The 17,240-nt window shown below is 66.1% G+C and carries 11 protein-coding genes and 3 rRNA genes; all 14 read left to right on the forward strand.

What is annotated here, in order from left to right; translation table 11 throughout:
* Nucleotides 1-39: 39 nt before the first annotated feature.
* The 14 genes from tyrS to AC1DS4_RS01525 all read left to right on the forward strand — a co-directional run bounded on the left by tyrS (nt 40) and on the right by AC1DS4_RS01525 (nt 17,236).
* Complete coding sequence (tyrS, locus tag AC1DS4_RS01460) at nt 40-1,302, forward strand: tyrosine--tRNA ligase (RefSeq protein ID WP_477613409.1); 1,263 nt, start codon at nt 40-42, stop codon at nt 1,300-1,302.
* Nucleotides 1,303-1,994: 692 nt separating this feature from the next.
* Nucleotides 1,995-3,520, forward strand: a 16S ribosomal RNA gene (locus AC1DS4_RS01465).
* Nucleotides 3,521-3,872: 352 nt separating this feature from the next.
* Nucleotides 3,873-6,985: ribosomal RNA gene (locus AC1DS4_RS01470) — 23S ribosomal RNA — on the forward strand.
* Between the two features lie 78 nt (nt 6,986-7,063).
* Nucleotides 7,064-7,180 (forward strand): 5S ribosomal RNA (gene rrf, locus AC1DS4_RS01475).
* Together the 16S, 23S and 5S rRNA genes form the textbook arrangement of a ribosomal RNA operon.
* A gap of 445 nt (nt 7,181-7,625) precedes the next feature.
* On the forward strand, nt 7,626-8,372 hold the full coding sequence (locus AC1DS4_RS01480) for a tetratricopeptide repeat protein (protein ID WP_477612673.1): 747 nt from the start codon (nt 7,626-7,628) through the stop codon (nt 8,370-8,372).
* A gap of 1 nt (nt 8,373) precedes the next feature.
* Nucleotides 8,374-9,387, forward strand: a complete 1,014-nt coding sequence (locus AC1DS4_RS01485) for an HAD-IIA family hydrolase (protein WP_477612674.1) — start codon at nt 8,374-8,376, stop codon at nt 9,385-9,387.
* Between the two features lie 48 nt (nt 9,388-9,435).
* Nucleotides 9,436-10,281 (forward strand): hypothetical protein, encoded by an 846-nt coding sequence (locus AC1DS4_RS01490; protein ID WP_477632033.1) that lies wholly within the window; start codon nt 9,436-9,438, stop codon nt 10,279-10,281.
* Nucleotides 10,278-10,589, forward strand: a complete 312-nt coding sequence (locus AC1DS4_RS01495) for a hypothetical protein (RefSeq protein ID WP_477612676.1) — start codon at nt 10,278-10,280, stop codon at nt 10,587-10,589. Before AC1DS4_RS01490 ends, AC1DS4_RS01495 begins: the two co-directional genes overlap by 4 nt.
* On the forward strand, nt 10,586-11,392 hold the full coding sequence (locus AC1DS4_RS01500; RefSeq protein ID WP_477632034.1) for a TlyA family RNA methyltransferase: 807 nt from the start codon (nt 10,586-10,588) through the stop codon (nt 11,390-11,392). Before AC1DS4_RS01495 ends, AC1DS4_RS01500 begins: the two co-directional genes overlap by 4 nt.
* A 25-nt stretch (nt 11,393-11,417) precedes the next feature.
* The gene (locus AC1DS4_RS01505) at nt 11,418-12,380 is read left to right on the forward strand and encodes an NAD kinase (protein ID WP_477632035.1); all 963 of its coding nucleotides are present in this window, start codon (nt 11,418-11,420) and stop codon (nt 12,378-12,380) included.
* Between the two features lie 55 nt (nt 12,381-12,435).
* A complete protein-coding gene (gene recN, locus AC1DS4_RS01510; protein WP_477612679.1) occupies nt 12,436-14,169 on the forward strand; it encodes a DNA repair protein RecN in 1,734 nt (577 codons plus the stop codon).
* Nucleotides 14,170-14,280: 111 nt separating this feature from the next.
* Nucleotides 14,281-15,465: a putative cytokinetic ring protein SteA gene (steA, locus tag AC1DS4_RS01515; RefSeq protein WP_477612680.1), complete on the forward strand. Its 1,185-nt coding sequence runs from the start codon at nt 14,281-14,283 to the stop codon at nt 15,463-15,465.
* Entirely contained in the window at nt 15,462-16,403 is a 942-nt protein-coding gene (locus tag AC1DS4_RS01520) for a copper transporter (protein ID WP_477612681.1), read from the forward strand. Before steA ends, AC1DS4_RS01520 begins: the two co-directional genes overlap by 4 nt.
* 5 nt (nt 16,404-16,408) lie before the next feature.
* Entirely contained in the window at nt 16,409-17,236 is an 828-nt protein-coding gene (locus AC1DS4_RS01525) for a hypothetical protein (protein WP_477612682.1), read from the forward strand.
* Nucleotides 17,237-17,240 lie beyond the last annotated feature (4 nt).

Below are 17,240 nucleotides of genomic sequence, written 5' to 3' on the forward strand. Positions count from 1 at the left end.
CAGCGCGGCACGTCGTGCGACGCGAAGGAGCGACCCACCGTGAGCAACATCCTCGACGAGCTGCAGTGGCGGGGACTGGTGGCCCAGACCACCGACGAGTCCGCGCTGCGCGACGCCCTCGCCGACGGGCCGATCACGGCGTACTGCGGCTTCGACCCCACCGCACCGTCACTGCACTTCGGGAACCTCGTCCAGCTGGTGGTGATGCGACACCTGCAGCGAGCAGGACACCGGGTCATCTGTCTCGTCGGCGGGTCGACCGGGCTGATCGGGGACCCCCGACCCTCGTCCGAACGTGTCCTCAAGACGAAGGAGCAGACCGCCGAGTGGGTGGCGAACATCGAGCGGCAGGTGCGTCCCTTCCTGTCCGTGGAGGGGGACAACCCCGCGATCTTCGTCAACAACCTCGACTGGACTGCCCCGATGTCGGCCCTGGACTTCCTGCGTGACATCGGGAAGCACTTCCGGGTCAACCAGATGGTGAAGAAGGACGCGGTGGCGGCCCGGCTGAACTCCGAGGAGGGGATCTCCTACACCGAGTTCAGCTACCAGCTGCTGCAGGGCCTGGACTACCTCCAGCTGTTCCGCGACTACGGCTGCACGCTGCAGACCGGTGGGCAGGACCAGTGGGGCAACCTCACCGCGGGGTCAGACCTGATCCACCGGGTGGAGGGCGAGTCGGTGCACCTGCTGACGACGCCCCTGCTCACGGATGCCGCCGGCAACAAGTTCGGCAAGAGCGAGGGCAACGCCATCTGGCTGTCCCCCGAGATGACCAGCCCCTACGCCTTCTACCAGTACTGGATCAACACCGAGGACGCCTCGGTGGTCACGCTGCTCAAGGTCTTCACCGACAGGTCGGCCCCTCAGATCGCGGAGCTCGAGAAGTCGCTGGCGGAGAAGCCGTTCCTGCGTGAGGCGCAGAAGGCCCTGGCGGCCGATGTGACGACGCTCGTCCACGGAGCGGCGGCGACGGCCGCTGTGCAGGCTGCCTCCGAGGCGCTGTTCGGCAAGGGGGACGTGTCGGCGCTCGATGAGCAGACCCTCGTCGACGCGACCGGCGAGCTGCCCGGCGGAGAGGTGGCCGTGGGGACGTCGGTCACCGACGCCCTCGTGGCGGTGGGACTGGTGGACTCCCGCAACGCAGCCCGCCGGGCGATCGGTGACGGCGGCGCCTCGCTGAACAACGTCAAGCTGGTTGACCCGGAGCAGGTGCTGCAGGAGTCCGACTTCCTGCACGGGCGGGTGGCGCTGCTCCGCCGGGGCCGCAAGTCCCTGGCCGCAGGGCGACGGCGTTCCTGAGGCCCACAGGCCGCTGACCAGCGGATTTGTGTTTTGCAGCAGGCGCCGTCTACTGTTCTCGACGTCAGCCCGACAGGGAGGAACGGACACCACCGCGGTGAACGAAAGTTCACGCGAAGTAGGCCGGTCCCGGGGCAGACCCCACCGAACAGCAACTGGGAAACCAGGACGCTTCGGAGCGCCCGCAAGGGTGGTCAGGAGCGGGTCGAGAGACTGCTACAGTGGGCGCCCCGCCGCAAAGCAAGCGCTTCGCCGGAGGGCATCCGCACCGCCTGAAAGGGCAGTCGGACGCCGGACAGCGAGTTTCTGGAAACAGAGACAGCCTGCTAGAGTGGGACACCTCGCGGAGAGCCAAGCGCGCTCGATCCACCGCTTCCAGCTGGAAGCGCAAGGATTTGACGCCCAAGAGCGATGCGAGTAACTTTGAAGGGTTGCCCCGGAGACAGACCGAAAGGTCAGTCGATGGTGCGCGTCCGAACCTTGAGAACTCAACAGCGTGTCAAAAATCGATGCCAATTACCTCGTCTCGAGGTGGCAGCGAACCGGGCCTACGGCTTGGGGATGCAGTCACGTCGAACGAAAATCCTTTGGTTGACAATGAATTTCTAGCAATAGCTAGTTGTTCTTGCTCAGTCAGTGAAACAACCCTTCTTGGGTAGCAGTTTCGTGGTCTTCGGACCACGAGCTAAACATCAATGGAGAGTTTGATCCTGGCTCAGGACGAACGCTGGCGGCGTGCTTAACACATGCAAGTCGAACGGTGACGGTGGGAGCTTGCTCCTACCTGATCAGTGGCGAACGGGTGAGTAACACGTGAGTAACCTGCCCCAGACTCTGGAATAACCCCGGGAAACCGGAGCTAATACCGGATACGAGACGAAGCTGCATGGCTATCGTCTGGAAAGTTTTTCGGTCTGGGATGGACTCGCGGCCTATCAGCTTGTTGGTGAGGTAATGGCTCACCAAGGCGACGACGGGTAGCCGGCCTGAGAGGGCGACCGGCCACACTGGGACTGAGACACGGCCCAGACTCCTACGGGAGGCAGCAGTGGGGAATATTGCACAATGGGCGAAAGCCTGATGCAGCGACGCCGCGTGAGGGATGACGGCCTTCGGGTTGTAAACCTCTTTCAGCAGGGAAGAAGCGAAAGTGACGGTACCTGCAGAAGAAGCACCGGCTAACTACGTGCCAGCAGCCGCGGTAATACGTAGGGTGCGAGCGTTGTCCGGAATTATTGGGCGTAAAGAGCTTGTAGGCGGTTTGTCGCGTCTGCTGTGAAAATCCGGGGCTCAACCCCGGACTTGCAGTGGGTACGGGCAGACTAGAGTGTGGTAGGGGAGACTGGAATTCCTGGTGTAGCGGTGAAATGCGCAGATATCAGGAGGAACACCGATGGCGAAGGCAGGTCTCTGGGCCACTACTGACGCTGAGAAGCGAAAGCATGGGGAGCGAACAGGATTAGATACCCTGGTAGTCCATGCCGTAAACGTTGGGAACTAGGTGTGGGTCTCATTCCACGAGATCCGTGCCGCAGCTAACGCATTAAGTTCCCCGCCTGGGGAGTACGGCCGCAAGGCTAAAACTCAAAGGAATTGACGGGGGCCCGCACAAGCGGCGGAGCATGCGGATTAATTCGATGCAACGCGAAGAACCTTACCAAGGCTTGACATATGCGAGAACGCTGCAGAGATGCAGAACTCTTTGGACACTCGCATACAGGTGGTGCATGGTTGTCGTCAGCTCGTGTCGTGAGATGTTGGGTTAAGTCCCGCAACGAGCGCAACCCTCGTTCTATGTTGCCAGCACGTAATGGTGGGGACTCATAGGAGACTGCCGGGGTCAACTCGGAGGAAGGTGGGGATGACGTCAAATCATCATGCCCCTTATGTCTTGGGCTTCACGCATGCTACAATGGCCGGTACAAAGGGCTGCGAAACCGCGAGGTGGAGCGAATCCCAAAAAACCGGTCTCAGTTCGGATTGGGGTCTGCAACTCGACCCCATGAAGTCGGAGTCGCTAGTAATCGCAGATCAGCAACGCTGCGGTGAATACGTTCCCGGGCCTTGTACACACCGCCCGTCAAGTCACGAAAGTCGGTAACACCCGAAGCCGGTGGCCCAACTCTTTGAGGGGGAGCCGTCGAAGGTGGGACTGGCGATTGGGACTAAGTCGTAACAAGGTAGCCGTACCGGAAGGTGCGGCTGGATCACCTCCTTTCTAAGGAGCACTGGTCGCGAAAGCGATCCAGAGCCTGGTCTGTAGGCGTACGTCCTACACCAGGAGCTCAAGGGTGGAACATCGATTATTTGGCGCTGACATCATCTCGCAAGCAAGTACAGGTCTTCGGACTGGGAACGCGACCGAGAGGGTGCCGGCGCCTGACACGTTGTTGGGTCCTGAGGGCTTCGGGCGAAAGCTTGAACCTCAGGCCGGTAGATCGGCCAGGACCCTTCCCACGGATGAACCACCGCACGGTGCTGTTGAACAGACACACTGCGGTAGGCACCGACACGGGGAAGGGGCCGCCCGTACCTTGAGAACTACACAGTGGACGCGAGCATCTTTGTAAACTCAAGTTTATAAGGGCAAACGGTGGATGCCTTGGCACCAGGAACCGAAGAAGGACGTAGGAATCTGCGATAAGCCTCGGGGAGTCGATAACCAGACTGTGATCCGAGGATTTCCGAATGGGGAAACCCGGCTGGAGGCAAGTCCAGTCACTCCCGCCTGAACACATAGGGCGGGTAGAGGGAACGTGGGGAAGTGAAACATCTCAGTACCCACAGGAAGAGAAAGCAACCGCGATTCCGTGAGTAGTGGCGAGCGAAAGCGGAACAGGCTAAACCGATCATGTGTGATAGCTGTCAGGCGTTGCATGGTCGGGGTCGTGGGACTTTTCAGTCAGTACTGACATTCTGACATGGAGTCAAAAATGCGCGTTATAGTCGAAGGGCATTGAAAGGCCCGGCACAGAGGGTGCGACCCCCGTAGACGAAATGATGTGCACTCCAGAGAAGTATCCCAAGTAGCACGGGGCCCGAGAAATCCCGTGTGAATCTGGCGGGACCACCCGCTAAGCCTAAATATTCCCTGGTGACCGATAGCGGACAAGTACCGTGAGGGAAAGGTGAAAAGTACCCCGGGAGGGGAGTGAAATAGATCCTGAAACCGTTTGCCTACAATCCGTTGGAGCCTCCTTGTGGGGTGACAGCGTGCCTTTTGAAGAATGAGCCTGCGAGTTAGTGCTCAGTGGCGAGGTTAACCCGTGTGGGGAAGCCGTAGCGAAAGCGAGTCCGAATAGGGCGATTTAGTCGCTGGGTCTAGACCCGAAGCGGAGTGATCTACCCATGGCCAGGTTGAAGCGACGGTAAGACGTCGTGGAGGACCGAACCCACTTAGGTTGAAAACTGAGGGGATGAGCTGTGGGTAGGGGTGAAAGGCCAATCAAACTCCGTGATAGCTGGTTCTCCCCGAAATGCATTTAGGTGCAGCGTCACGTGTTTCTTACCGGAGGTAGAGCTACTGGATAGCTAATGGGCCTCACCAGGTTACTGACGTTAGCCAAACTCCGAATGCCGGTAAGTGAGAGCGTGGCAGTGAGACTGCGGGGGATAAGCTCCGTAGTCGAGAGGGAAACAGCCCAGACCACCATCTAAGGTCCCTAAGCGTGTGCTAAGTGGGAAAGGATGTGGAGTTGCATTGACAACCAGGAGGTTGGCTTAGAAGCAGCCACCCTTTAAAGAGTGCGTAATAGCTCACTGGTCAAGTGATTCCGCGCCGACAATGTAGCGGGGCTCAAGCACACCACCGAAGCTGTGGCATTGACACTTTGCCCGGCCGTGACATCTGAGGATCCACGGTCCAAGCGTGTTGATGGGTAGGGGAGCGTCGTGTGGCCAGGGAAGCGGCGGAGTGATCCAGCCGTGGAGGCCACACGAGTGAGAATGCAGGCATGAGTAGCGAATGACGGGCGAGAAACCCGTCCGCCGAATATCCAAGGGTTCCAGGGTCAAGCTAATCTGCCCTGGGTAAGTCGGGACCTAAGGCGAGGCCGACAGGCGTAGTCGATGGACATCCGGTTGATATTCCGGAACCGGCGAAGAACCGCCCATGACGAACCTAGTGATGCTAAGCGCCTGAAGCTCGATGACGTCTTCGGACTGATTCGAGTGGAGCGCGCGACCCGATCTAGTACTAGTCAAGCGATGGAGAGACGCAGGAAGGTAGCTGAGCGTGGCGATGGTAGTCCACGTCTAAGGGTGTAGGGAGTGAGATAGGCAAATCCGTCTCACACATATCCTGAGACCTGATGGGTAACCCGTATGGGTGAAATCAGTGATCCTATGCTGCCAAGAAAATCTTCTAGCGAGGTTCGAGCCGCCCGTACCCCAAACCGACTCAGGTGGATAGGTAGAGAATACCAAGGCGATCGAGTGAATCGTGGTTAAGGAACTCGGCAAAATACCCCCGTAACTTCGGGAGAAGGGGGGCCCTGATCGTGACGGCACTTGCTGCCCGAGCGTGATCGGCCGCAGAGACCAGGGAGAAGCGACTGTTTACTAAAAACACAGGTCCGTGCGAAGTCGCAAGACGATGTATACGGACTGACGCCTGCCCGGTGCTGGAAGGTTAAGAGGACGGGTTAGTTCTTCGGGACGAAGCTCAGAATTTAAGCCCCAGTAAACGGCGGTGGTAACTATAACCATCCTAAGGTAGCGAAATTCCTTGTCGGGTAAGTTCCGACCTGCACGAATGGCGTAACGACTTCTCCACTGTCTCAACCACGAACTCGGCGAAATTGCACTACGAGTAAAGATGCTCGTTACGCGCAGCAGGACGGAAAGACCCCGGGACCTTTACTACAGCTTGGTATTGGTGTTCGGTACGGCTTGTGTAGGATAGGTGGGAGACTTTGAAGCCGGCACGCCAGTGTCGGTGGAGTCAACGTTGAAATACCACTCTGGTCGTTCTGGATATCTAACCTCGGTCCGTGATCCGGATCAGGGACAGTGCCTGGTGGGTAGTTTAACTGGGGCGGTTGCCTCCTAAAAGGTAACGGAGGCGCCCAAAGGTTCCCTCAGCCTGGTTGGCAATCAGGTTTTGAGTGTAAGTGCACAAGGGAGCTTGACTGTGAGACAGGCATGTCGAGCAGGGACGAAAGTCGGGACTAGTGATCCGGCGGTGGCTTGTGGAAGCGCCGTCGCTCAACGGATAAAAGGTACCCCGGGGATAACAGGCTGATCTTGCCCAAGAGTCCATATCGACGGCATGGTTTGGCACCTCGATGTCGGCTCGTCGCATCCTGGGGCTGGAGTAGGTCCCAAGGGTTGGGCTGTTCGCCCATTAAAGCGGTACGCGAGCTGGGTTTAGAACGTCGTGAGACAGTTCGGTCCCTATCCGCTGTGCGCGTAGGAAACTTGAGAAGGGCTATCCCTAGTACGAGAGGACCGGGATGGACGAACCTCTGGTGTGTCAGTTGTTCTGCCAAGAGCACGGCTGATTAGCTACGTTCGGAAACGATAACCGCTGAAAGCATCTAAGCGGGAAGCGTGCTTCAAGATGAGGTTTCCATGGACTTAGGTCCGAGAGGCTCCCAGCTAGACTACTGGGTTGATAGGCCAGACGTGGAAGTGCAGTAATGCATGTAGCTGACTGGTACTAATAAGCCGATAACTTGATTACAAAGATGCTACGCGTCCACTGTGTGGTTCCCGAGATACGGTCGGGAAACTGAACCACTGATTGATATCTCCATAGAGTTTCGGCTGTCATAGCGAAGGGGAAACGCCCGGCTCCATTCCGAACCCGGAAGCTAAGCCCTTCAGCGCCGATGGTACTGCACTGGTTACGGTGTGGGAGAGTAGGACGCAGCCGGACATACTTTCAAAAGGGCCATCCCCATCGGGGATGGCCCTTTTGCATTCCCTTTTGCCTTTGATTCCCGGGGCATGAGCCCCGGCCCAGGGCCCGCAGCCCGTGGGCGGTGGTGCCCCGGGATGACCGCAGTCCGTAGACTGCGACCGATTACGTGCATAGCGAGGAGCAGATCGTGCCCGAGAACCAGCCAGGCCGAGGTGGCCAGGACCGTCGTCCCTCATCGGGTGGTGGTCGTCCCACCGGTGGTCGCCCCTCCAACGGACGCCCTGGCAGCGACCGCGGTGGTCGAGGTGGATCGAGCCCGCGTGGCGCGTCCGCGTCCCGCGGCGGTTCGGCACCTCGCGGTGGGTCACGGGATGCCAGTGCGTTCGACAATGGCGAGCGCGGCGGTCCACGTCTGGCCCCGAAGAAGCCCAAGCTGCCGGAACCTCGCATCGCCGATGGTGTGACGGGCAAGGAGCTGGATCGTTCGGTGCACCAGCAGCTGCGCACCCTGAGCAAGGAGAATGCCGAGGGGGTCGCGCAACACCTGGTGATGGCCGCGGCCCTGCTCGAGGTGGACGACCTCGAGAGCGCTGAGGCCCACGCCGAGACAGCGGTTCGTCGGGCTGGACGAGTCCCGGCCGCCCGCGAGGCGCTCGGCCTGGTGGCGTACCGCAAGGGGGAGTGGGCACGGGCCCTCAGCGAGTTCCGCACCGCGCGCCGACTCAGCGGCTCCTCGCACCTGCTCGCGCTCATGGTCGACTGCGAACGCGGTCTCGGCCGGCAGGAGCGCGCCCTCGAGCTCGCCATGTCTCCGGAGGCGAAGACCCTGGCCGTGGAGGACCGGGTCGAGCTGGCCATCGTGATCTCCGGCATCCGTCGCGACCTCGGTCAGCTGGAGGCTGCCCAGCTGGCGCTGGAGATTCCCCAGCTCAAGGCGGGGCGCAAGCCCTGGACGGCGCGGTTGTCCTATGCCTACGCCGAGACGCTCCTGGCCCTCGGCCGTGAGGACGACGCCCGAGAGTGGTTCGCGCGGGCGGCCGACGCTGACGACGACCTGGAGACCGACGCCGCCGAGCGTCTCGCCGAGCTGGACGGCGTCATCCTGACCGACCTGCTCGAGGGTGAAGAGGACGACGCGGACGAGGGCGAGAGCGCCGCAGACACCCCGTCCGCTGGCGGAAGGGCTCCCCGCGAGGACGCCCGCTAGCGTGCCCGGGTTGGTGGAGCGGTATGCCGCGGTGGTCTGTGACCTCGACGGGGTGGTCTACCGCGGACCCGAGGCGGTGGACCACGCTGTCACCGCGTTGACCGCGTTGACCGTGCCCATCGTGTACGCCACCAACAACGCCTCGCGCCCGCCCGAGGAGGTCGCGGCGCACCTCACCGACCTCGGCCTCCACGTGACCGGACGCGATGTCGCGACCAGTTCGCAGGCCGGTGCCGTCGCCTTGTCAGGGCTGCTGCCCGCAGGATCGAGAGTCCTGGCGATCGGCGGTGTGGGTGTTCGAGAAGCACTCCAGAACCAAGGCTTCACGGTGGCGACGCCCCAGCAGACGCGCGACGAGCCGGACCTCGCGGTGGCCGGCGTGCTCCAGGGCTACGGGCCGTCCGTCACCGCGGCGGACCTCGCGGAGGCTGCCTATGCCGTGTCTGCGGGCGCTGTCTGGGTGGCGACCAACACCGACGGCACCCTGCCGACCCACCGCGGGACTGCTCCGGGGAACGGCACCCTCGTCTCGGCGGTGCAACGTGCTACGGGCCGCGACCCGCTCGTGGTCGGCAAGCCGCATGCGCCGTTGTACCAGCTCTGCGCGCAACGCCTCGACCGGTCGCCGGCCCAGGTGCTGGCCGTCGGTGATCGCCTGGACACGGATGTCGCCGGGGCCGTGGAGGCAGGAATGGACTCGGCACTGGTGCTGACCGGGGTCGACACGGTGTCCAGCCTGGCCGTGGCGCCGGCCGCGTTGCGTCCCACGTATCTTCTCGAGGACCTGCGCGCACTCACGGAGCCCTACCAGTCGGCGGAGACCGACTACGTCTGGTGGGTGTGTGGCGCGGACCGCCGTCGCATCATCGACGGTGCGTGGGACGTTGCCAGCGTCGGGAGTCCCATCGAGTCCGCTCGAGCGGGAACGGCCTGCCTGCACGAGGCGCTCGACCACGAGGAGCTCGATCTCGACGCGGTGCGCAGACTCGTTCCCGAGATCGACGCGTGGCAGTAGCGTGAGGGGCGCGAGCGGCATCCCGCCGCTCCGTCGAGGAGGACCATCGTGGCTTTCGAATCAGTGCGCAGCTATGTGCAGCTCGCCAGTGGGCTGGGCGAGATGACCAAGGCCAGGGCGATGGAGGCAGCCCAGGGGCTGCTGGCGCTCCCCGGAGCCGACGAGGTCACCCGCCGGGCAGTCCAGGCCTCGACACTCGCCGACCAGCTGCTCGAGGCTGCGCGCGCCAACCGGGCGAACCTGCTCACCCTCGTGCAGGGTGAGGTGGAATCTGCCCTGAAGAGGGCAGACGTAGCCCGCGTTGCCGACGTGGATGCTGCCAGGGCGGCGTTGACGCTGGTCACCAAGGAGCTGGCCGAGCTGCGGGCGATGCTCACCGCCACCGGTGCGGCTGCGGTCGCCGGAGCCTCGCGCAGTCCGCTCGCTCGCTCGGTCGGCGTGTCGGGAGCGGTGACGACGGCCCACCGGGCACCGGCACCCGCCGCTGAGCCGGCATCTGTGTCGACGTCCGCCGCGCCCGCACCTCCCGCTACTCCCGCCCCCAGGAAGTCCGCAGCCAAGAAGACCGCCGCCACGGGGGCTGCGCGCAGCGCCAGTGCGCGGACCGTGAAGAAGGCTGCGGCGAAGAAGACCACCGCCAAGAAGGCGACCGCCAAGAAGGCCACGGCGAAGAAGACCACAGCGACCACGACTGCGCCGGCCGTGAAGAAGGCCACCGCGAAGAAGGCCACCGCGAAGAAGGCCACCGCGAAGAAGGCCACAGCCACGAAGGCCACGGCGAGGAACGCGACCGCGAAGAAGGCCACCGCCACGAAGAGCACGGCGACGAAGGCCGCCACCAAGAAGTCCACGACCGCGAAGACTTCCACGACTGCCAAGAAGGCCTCAGAGTGACCGACCAGAACCCTGACGAGACCGTCGCGGCCGTCGAGCCCGATGCACCGAGTGACGTCCAGGCTGAAGCACCGGACACCAGCCATCGTGCCGAGGTTGCCCGCGCCTCCCGGCACGAGAACCCGACCGACCGCGCCGAGTCACTCGGCACGGGCTTGGGCGACCAGGCCACCGGCGACATCGTGATCGACGCGTCCTTGCAGGACCTCAAGGACGCACCCAGCGACGACCTCGACGCCCAGATCGAGGCAGGCCAGCGAGTGCAGCAGACCCTCCAGTCGCGGCTGTCCGACCTCGGCGGCGAGTGAGCGACCCGGCCCGGCTCGACCTCGAGCTCGTCCGGCGTGGACTGGCGCGGTCCAGGGGGCACGCCCGTGCCCTGATCGACGCTGGTGACGTGAGCATCGGGGGCAAGCCCGCTGCCAAGCCGGCCACCCCGGTCGCCGCCGACCAGCACATCGAGGTGCGCGAGGAGGGGCCGCGGTGGGTGAGCCGCGCGGCATACAAGCTCGTGGGTGCGTTGGAGGCCTTCGGATCCGCAGGGCTCACGGTGGCAGGCAAGCGATGCCTCGACGTGGGCGCGTCGACCGGCGGGTTCACCCAGGTGCTGCTGCACCACGGCGCCGCCCACGTGGTCGCCCTCGACGTCGGGCACGGCCAGCTGGTGCCTGAGCTGGCCGCCGACGCGAGGGTCACCGACCGGTCGCGCACGACCGTCCGCGGCCTCTCCGCTGACGAGGTCGGGGGAGCGGTCGAGCTGCTCGTCGCCGACCTGAGCTTCATCTCGCTCACCCTGGTCCTCGACACTTTTCGCGGGCTGCTCCTCGACACCGGCGACGCGATGGTGCTGGTCAAGCCCCAGTTCGAGGTGGGTCGCACCCGGCTGGGCAAGGGTGGCATCGTCCGCACCCAGGGTGATCGGGCCTGGGCCGTCACCGAAGTCGCCCGCGCAGCCGTGGCGGCCGGGCTGCATCCGCGAGCCCTGGCCAGGAGCCCGATCGAGGGCAGCGAGGGCAACGCGGAGTACCTGTTGTGGCTGACCCCCCGCGACGCCGAGTCGATGGGGTGGGAGGCTCTGGTGAGCAGAGCCGACGAGGTGACCGCACCGTGACCGACGACATCGTGGGGAGAGCACCGTGAGCCCAGGGAGTACCACGCAGCGCCGCAAGGTCCTGCTCGTGGCCCACCCGCGTCGCCAGGAGGCCCAGGACGTCGCGGCGGAGGTCGTCAAGCGCCTCTACGCCGCCGGCATCGAGGTGGTCGTCCAGCGTGACGAAGCCACCGCCGTGAAGCTGTCCCAGCACCCGGGCGTCACCCTGGTCGACGACGGCAATGCCGCGGCAGAGGGGTGCGAGCTGGTCTGCGTGCTCGGTGGGGACGGCACCATCCTGCGCGGGGCCGAGGTGTCGCGGGGGACCGGGGCGCCGCTGCTCGGCGTCAACCTCGGCCACGTGGGCTTCCTCGCCGAGGCCGAGCGCGAGGACATCGACGCCACGGTGGAGCACATCGTCGCCAGGACGTACTCCGTCGAGGAACGCATGACCCTCGAGGTGACGGCGCACGTCAACGGCGATCCCGTCTACACGAGCTGGGCGCTCAACGAGGTCACCGTCGAGAAGGCCAACCGCGAACGCATGTTGGAGGTCGTCGCCGAGATCGACGGTCGTCCCCTCACCACCTGGGGGTGCGACGGTGTGGTCGTCGCGACGCCCACCGGGTCGACGGCCTACGCGTTCTCCGCCGGAGGGCCGGTGGTCTGGCCCGACGTCGAAGCCCTCCTGCTGGTCCCGATCAGCGCGCACGCCCTCTTCGCCCGGCCCATGGTGCTCGGACCCAACTCGCACCTCGCCCTCGAGGTCGTCCCCGACACCCTCGGCACCGGGGCGCTCTGGTGCGACGGCCGACGCGCCGTAGACCTGCCACCGGGCGCCCGCATCGAGGTGGTGCGGTCGCAGACACCGGTCCGGCTGGCCCGGCTCACCACCTCACCGTTCACCGACCGGTTGGTGGCCAAGTTCGACCTGTCCATCCACGGCTGGCGCGGCGAGGCACGGCGCGAGGATGCCGCCCGAGCAGGTCACCTTCCCCAGCAGGGGTGAAGCCCCACCGCCAGCCTGACCGTCGGCGTCGGTCGTGCGTGAGAGGCTGTGCACCGTGCTGTCCGAACTGAGGATCCAGGGACTCGGCGTCATCGACGACGCCGTCCTCGAGCTGCACCCCGGGCTCAACGTCGTCACGGGTGAGACCGGCGCCGGCAAGACCATGGTGGTGACCGGCCTGGGACTGCTCCTCGGCGCCCGCGCGGACGCCGGACTCGTGCGCGCCGGTGCAGGCACCGCCGTGGTCGAGGGTGTCGTGGACGTGGCGTCCGACCATCCCGCGGCGGTGCGGGCTGCCGAGGCAGGAGCCGACGTGACAGACGGCCTGGTGCTGGTGCGTTCGGTGTCGGCTGAGGGCCGGTCGAGGGCCCACGTCGGTGGGCGGACGGCTCCCGTGGGTGTGCTCAGCGAGATCGGCGAGCACCTCGTGGCCGTCCATGGCCAGGCCGACCAGTGGCGGCTCCGGCAGAGCGACCAGCACCGCGCCGTCCTCGACCAGTTCGGGGGAGCGCCCCTGCACAAGGTCCTGCAGCGCTACACCGACGTCTATGACGCGCATCAGGCGGCGGCGGCCGAGCTGGCCGGACTGCGCGAGCAGGCCCGCGACCGGGCTCGCGAGATCGAGGTGCTTCAGCACGGGCTCGAGCAGCTCGAGCAGGTCGACCCGCAGTCTGGCGAGGATGGCGATCTGCGCGTCGAGGACGAGCGCCTCGGCCACGCCGAGGGCCTTCGCCGGGCCGCGTCCCTCGCCCACGACCACCTCGCGGGCGAGGAGTATGCCGCGGAGCCGGCCCCCAGCGCGGTCGAGAGGATCGCCGCGGCGCGTCAGGCCCTCACGGGCGAGGTCGAGCACGACCCAGCCCTGCGTGAGCTGGACCGTCGGCTGGCCGATCTGGGCTACCTGGCGGCCGATTTGGCGGCCGACCTGAGCGCGTACCTCACCGACGTGGAGGTCGACCCCGCCCGGATGGCGTGGGTGCAGCAGCGCCGCGCCGACCTCACGGCGCTGACCCGCAAGTACGGCGAGACGATCGACGACGTCCTGGAGTGGGGCCGCCTCTCGGCGCAGCGGCTGGACACCCTCATGGGCTCGGACAGCCGGATCGAGGCCCTGGAGCCCGAGGTGGTCCGGCTGACCCAGGAGCGCGCAGACGCGGCACGAGCTCTGACCAAGGCACGGGGTGCCGCGGCCAAGCGCCTCGCTGGCGCAGTGACCGGAGAGCTCGCCCACCTGGCGATGGGTCAGGCGACGGTCGACGTCGCCGTGCGCCCCCGGTCCGCCGGCCTGGCCGGCCACGGCGGCGACGACGTCGAGATCCTGCTGGCGGCCAACCCCGGCAGTCCCGCCCGGACTGTGGCCAAGGCGGCCTCCGGCGGTGAGCTGTCGCGGGTGATGCTGGCCCTCGAGGTGGTCACCGGCGCTGCCGGGGGGACCGACGTCCCCACCTTCGTGTTCGACGAGGTCGATGCCGGGGTCGGAGGGGCTGCCGCGCTCGACGTCGGCGCGCGGCTGGCCGCGCTCGCCCAGCACGCCCAGGTCGTGGTGGTGACCCACCTGCCACAGGTGGCTGCCTACGCCGACCGGCACCTCGTGGTCCGCAAGTCCAGCGACGGGCACATCACGTCCAGTGGCGTGCACGCGCTCGACGGCGACGAGCGGCTCCGCGAGCTGGCGCGGATGATGGCCGGGGTCGACACCGGCACGGCTCTCGACCACGCCCGCGAGCTCGTCGAGGAGACCGCCTCCCGGCGGGCGGCTGCCGCCCCCACCTCCACTGTCCGCGTCTGACCACCGGGCCCGCGCAGCAGCGGGCTGACCGTCGGCGTGATCGAAGTCGCCCTCGGGCTCCCGCGTGGGGGCTCGCGGCAGACGCAAGGGCCCATGGGAGGATGGAACACCATGCCTTTGAAGTTCCCCCGCCAACGCGCCCGCGACCCCGAGACCCCGGGGGTACGCGGGCTGGTCCGCGTGGACGCCCGCACCAAGAACCTCACCAAGCGCCTGCGACCTGGTGAGATCGCGGTGATCGACCACCAGGACATCGACAAGGTCAGTGCCGAGGCGTTGCTCGCCTGTCGGCCGGCCGCGGTGATCAACGCGGCACCGTCGATCTCCGGGCGCTACCCCAACCTGGGGCCCGAGATTCTCGTGGACGCGGGCGTCCCGCTGATCGACAACGTCGGCAAGGACGTCATGCACGACCTGCACGAAGGTCAGCAGGTCCGCATCGAGGGCGACCAGATCTGGGTGGGCGACGAGGTCGTCGCCAAGGGCCAGGCCTTCGACCACGAGCTGGTCGCGTCGTCCATGGTCGAGGCCAGGGCTGGGCTGGCCGTCCAGCTCGAGGCGTTCGCAGCCAACACGATGGAGTACCTCCGCCGGGAGCGCGACCTCCTGCTCGACGGTGTCGGTGTCCCCGACATCACGACCAAGATCGACGGTCGGCACGCGTTGATCGTCGTGCGCGGCTACCACTACAAGGAAGACCTGCGCATGTTGCGCAGCTACATCCGCGAGTACCGTCCGGTCCTCATCGGCGTGGACGGGGGTGCCGACGCGCTCCTCGAGGTCGGGCTCAAGCCGGACCTGGTCGTCGGCGACATGGACTCGGTGTCCGACTCGACATTGCGCTGCGGCGCCGAGATCGTCGTCCACGCCTACCGCGACGGCAATGCCCCCGGGCTGGAGAGGGTTCGGCGGCTGGGCGTCGAACCTGTCGTCTTCCCCGCCACCGGGACCAGCGAGGACGTCGCCATGCTGCTCGCCGATGACAAGGGTGCCGAGCTGATCGTGGCCGTCGGCACCCACGCCACCCTGGTCGAGTTCCTCGACAAGGGTCGCAGCGGGATGGCCAGCACCTTCCTCACCAGGCTGCGCGTGGGTGGCAAGCTCATCGACGCCAAGGGGGTCAGCCGACTCTACCGCTCGCGCATCTCCAATCTTGCCCTCACGCTCATGTTGCTCGTGGGTCTCAGCGCCCTGCTCGCCGCGCTGTGGTCCACGACGGGTGGGCGCGCGTTCCTCCAGGTGCTCGGCGCCCGCTGGGACGACTTCTGGTCCTTCGTCGTAGGAATCCTCACGTGATCGACTTTCGCTACCACCTCGTCTCGATCGTCTCGATCTTCATGGCCCTGGCTGTGGGCATCGTGCTCGGCGCCGGCCCGCTCAAGGAGGACATCGGCAACACGCTCACCTCAGAGGTGAAGAACCTGCGAGCCGACAAGGCTGCGCTGCGGGGTGAGCTCGACGTGGCCGAGAAGGGCACCAAGGCCCGTGACGAGTTCACTTCCGCGAGCAACCGCAGCCTGCTCGCGGAGCGGCTCAAGGGCACGACGGTGACTGTCGTCGTGCTGCCCGGTGCGGACGCGAACCTCGTCAAGACGACGCAGGGCACGCTGGCCATTGCAGGTGCCGTGGTCGGCTCGACGATCTCGGTGCAGGACAACTGGATCGACCCCGACAAGGCCGCGTTCCGGGCGACCCTCGGCCAGCAGCTGGCCAGCCAGGTCGGGGTGCCTGTGGACCAGTCCGGCGGGGACGTCGTCAACGACGTGCTCGCGCGGTCGGTGCTGGCCAAGGCGGGCTCGACGTCGGCGGGCGCCGCCGCAGCCCTCGAGGGTCTGCGCACGGGCGACCTCATCCGCTACACCCCCGACCAGGTGGGGGTGTCCTCCATCGCCGTCATCGTGGCGGGACCGGTGACCGGTTCCGACGCCACGGCCCGCGAACAGCGCGCGACGGGCCTGAGCCGACTGGCGGGTGCGCTCGACGGGGCGGGGGCCGGAGCGGTCCTCATCGCCCAGAGCGCAGCGTCGGGAGGGACCAACGCCACCTCCGTGATCAGCACCGCCCGTGAGGACGGCGACCAGGCCAAGGTGCTGTCCACCGTCGACAACGCCGAGCTCCCCATGGGTCAGGCCAGCCTTGTCTTCGGACTGCTCGAGCAGGAGGCCGGCAAGTCGGGACAGTACGGCCTCGCGTCCGACGCCGCGGCCGCGTTCCCCCAGCTGGCGACCAAGTAGCCGCCGTGCGTGCACTGGTGTCCGGCGCCGTGGCAGGCGCCCTCGCGGCCGCCGCCCTGCGTCTGCTGCGCGAGCGCCCGCCGGGCGGGTCAGTCACCTGGGACCGCACCAACCACGCAGGGCGCACGGTCACCCTCCTCGAGGGTCCTGCGTATGCCGTCGGAGCCGCGGGCGCGTCAGCCCTGCTGGGTGCCGGCCCAGGCCCCGTGGTGGCCGCCGTGGCCTCGGCTGGACTCGGCGGCCTCGACGACCTGGCCGGCGACTCCAGCAGCAAGGGTCTCAAGGGTCACTTGAGCGCCCTGGCCCGCGGTGAGGTCACCACCGGCGCAGTGAAGATCGTGGGCCTCGGCATCACCGGCCTGGTGTCGGCCGCGCTCATCGACCGGGCCTCGCGCGCTGCCGACGCCAACGGGGCACGCGGCATACCCGGGGCTGTCGACACGCTCGTGGGCGGCGCCGTGATCGCGGGCACGGCGAACCTGCTCAACCTGCTCGACCTGCGCCCCGGCCGCGCCCTCAAGGCCACGATCCTGCTCGGCGCGCTCACCGCGACGTCACGGCTTTCAGGGGCTGCCGCGGGCGCCGCGGCCGGCGCCGCCGTGGGGCTTCTGGGTCCCGATCTCTCCGGTGAGGCGATGCTGGGTGACACCGGGGCCAACAGCGCCGGAGCACTGCTCGGCACCGCACTCGTCCAGCGCACCGGCAGGCGGGGGCGATGGGTCGCACTCGGCGCCCTGACCGCCCTGACCCTGGCCTCCGAGAAGGTGTCCTTCACCCAGGTCATCGAGTCCACCCCGGTGCTGCGCCAGCTGGACGCCCTGGGTCGTCGATGATGCG

The sequence above is a fragment of the Pedococcus sp. P3_C7 genome, assembly GCF_056402615.1.

Coding starts and splice junctions, on each gene's coding strand:
- steA (WP_477612680.1), top strand. CDS start 14,281: ATGCCTTTGAAGTTCCCCCGCCAACGCGCCCGCGACCCCGAGACCCCG.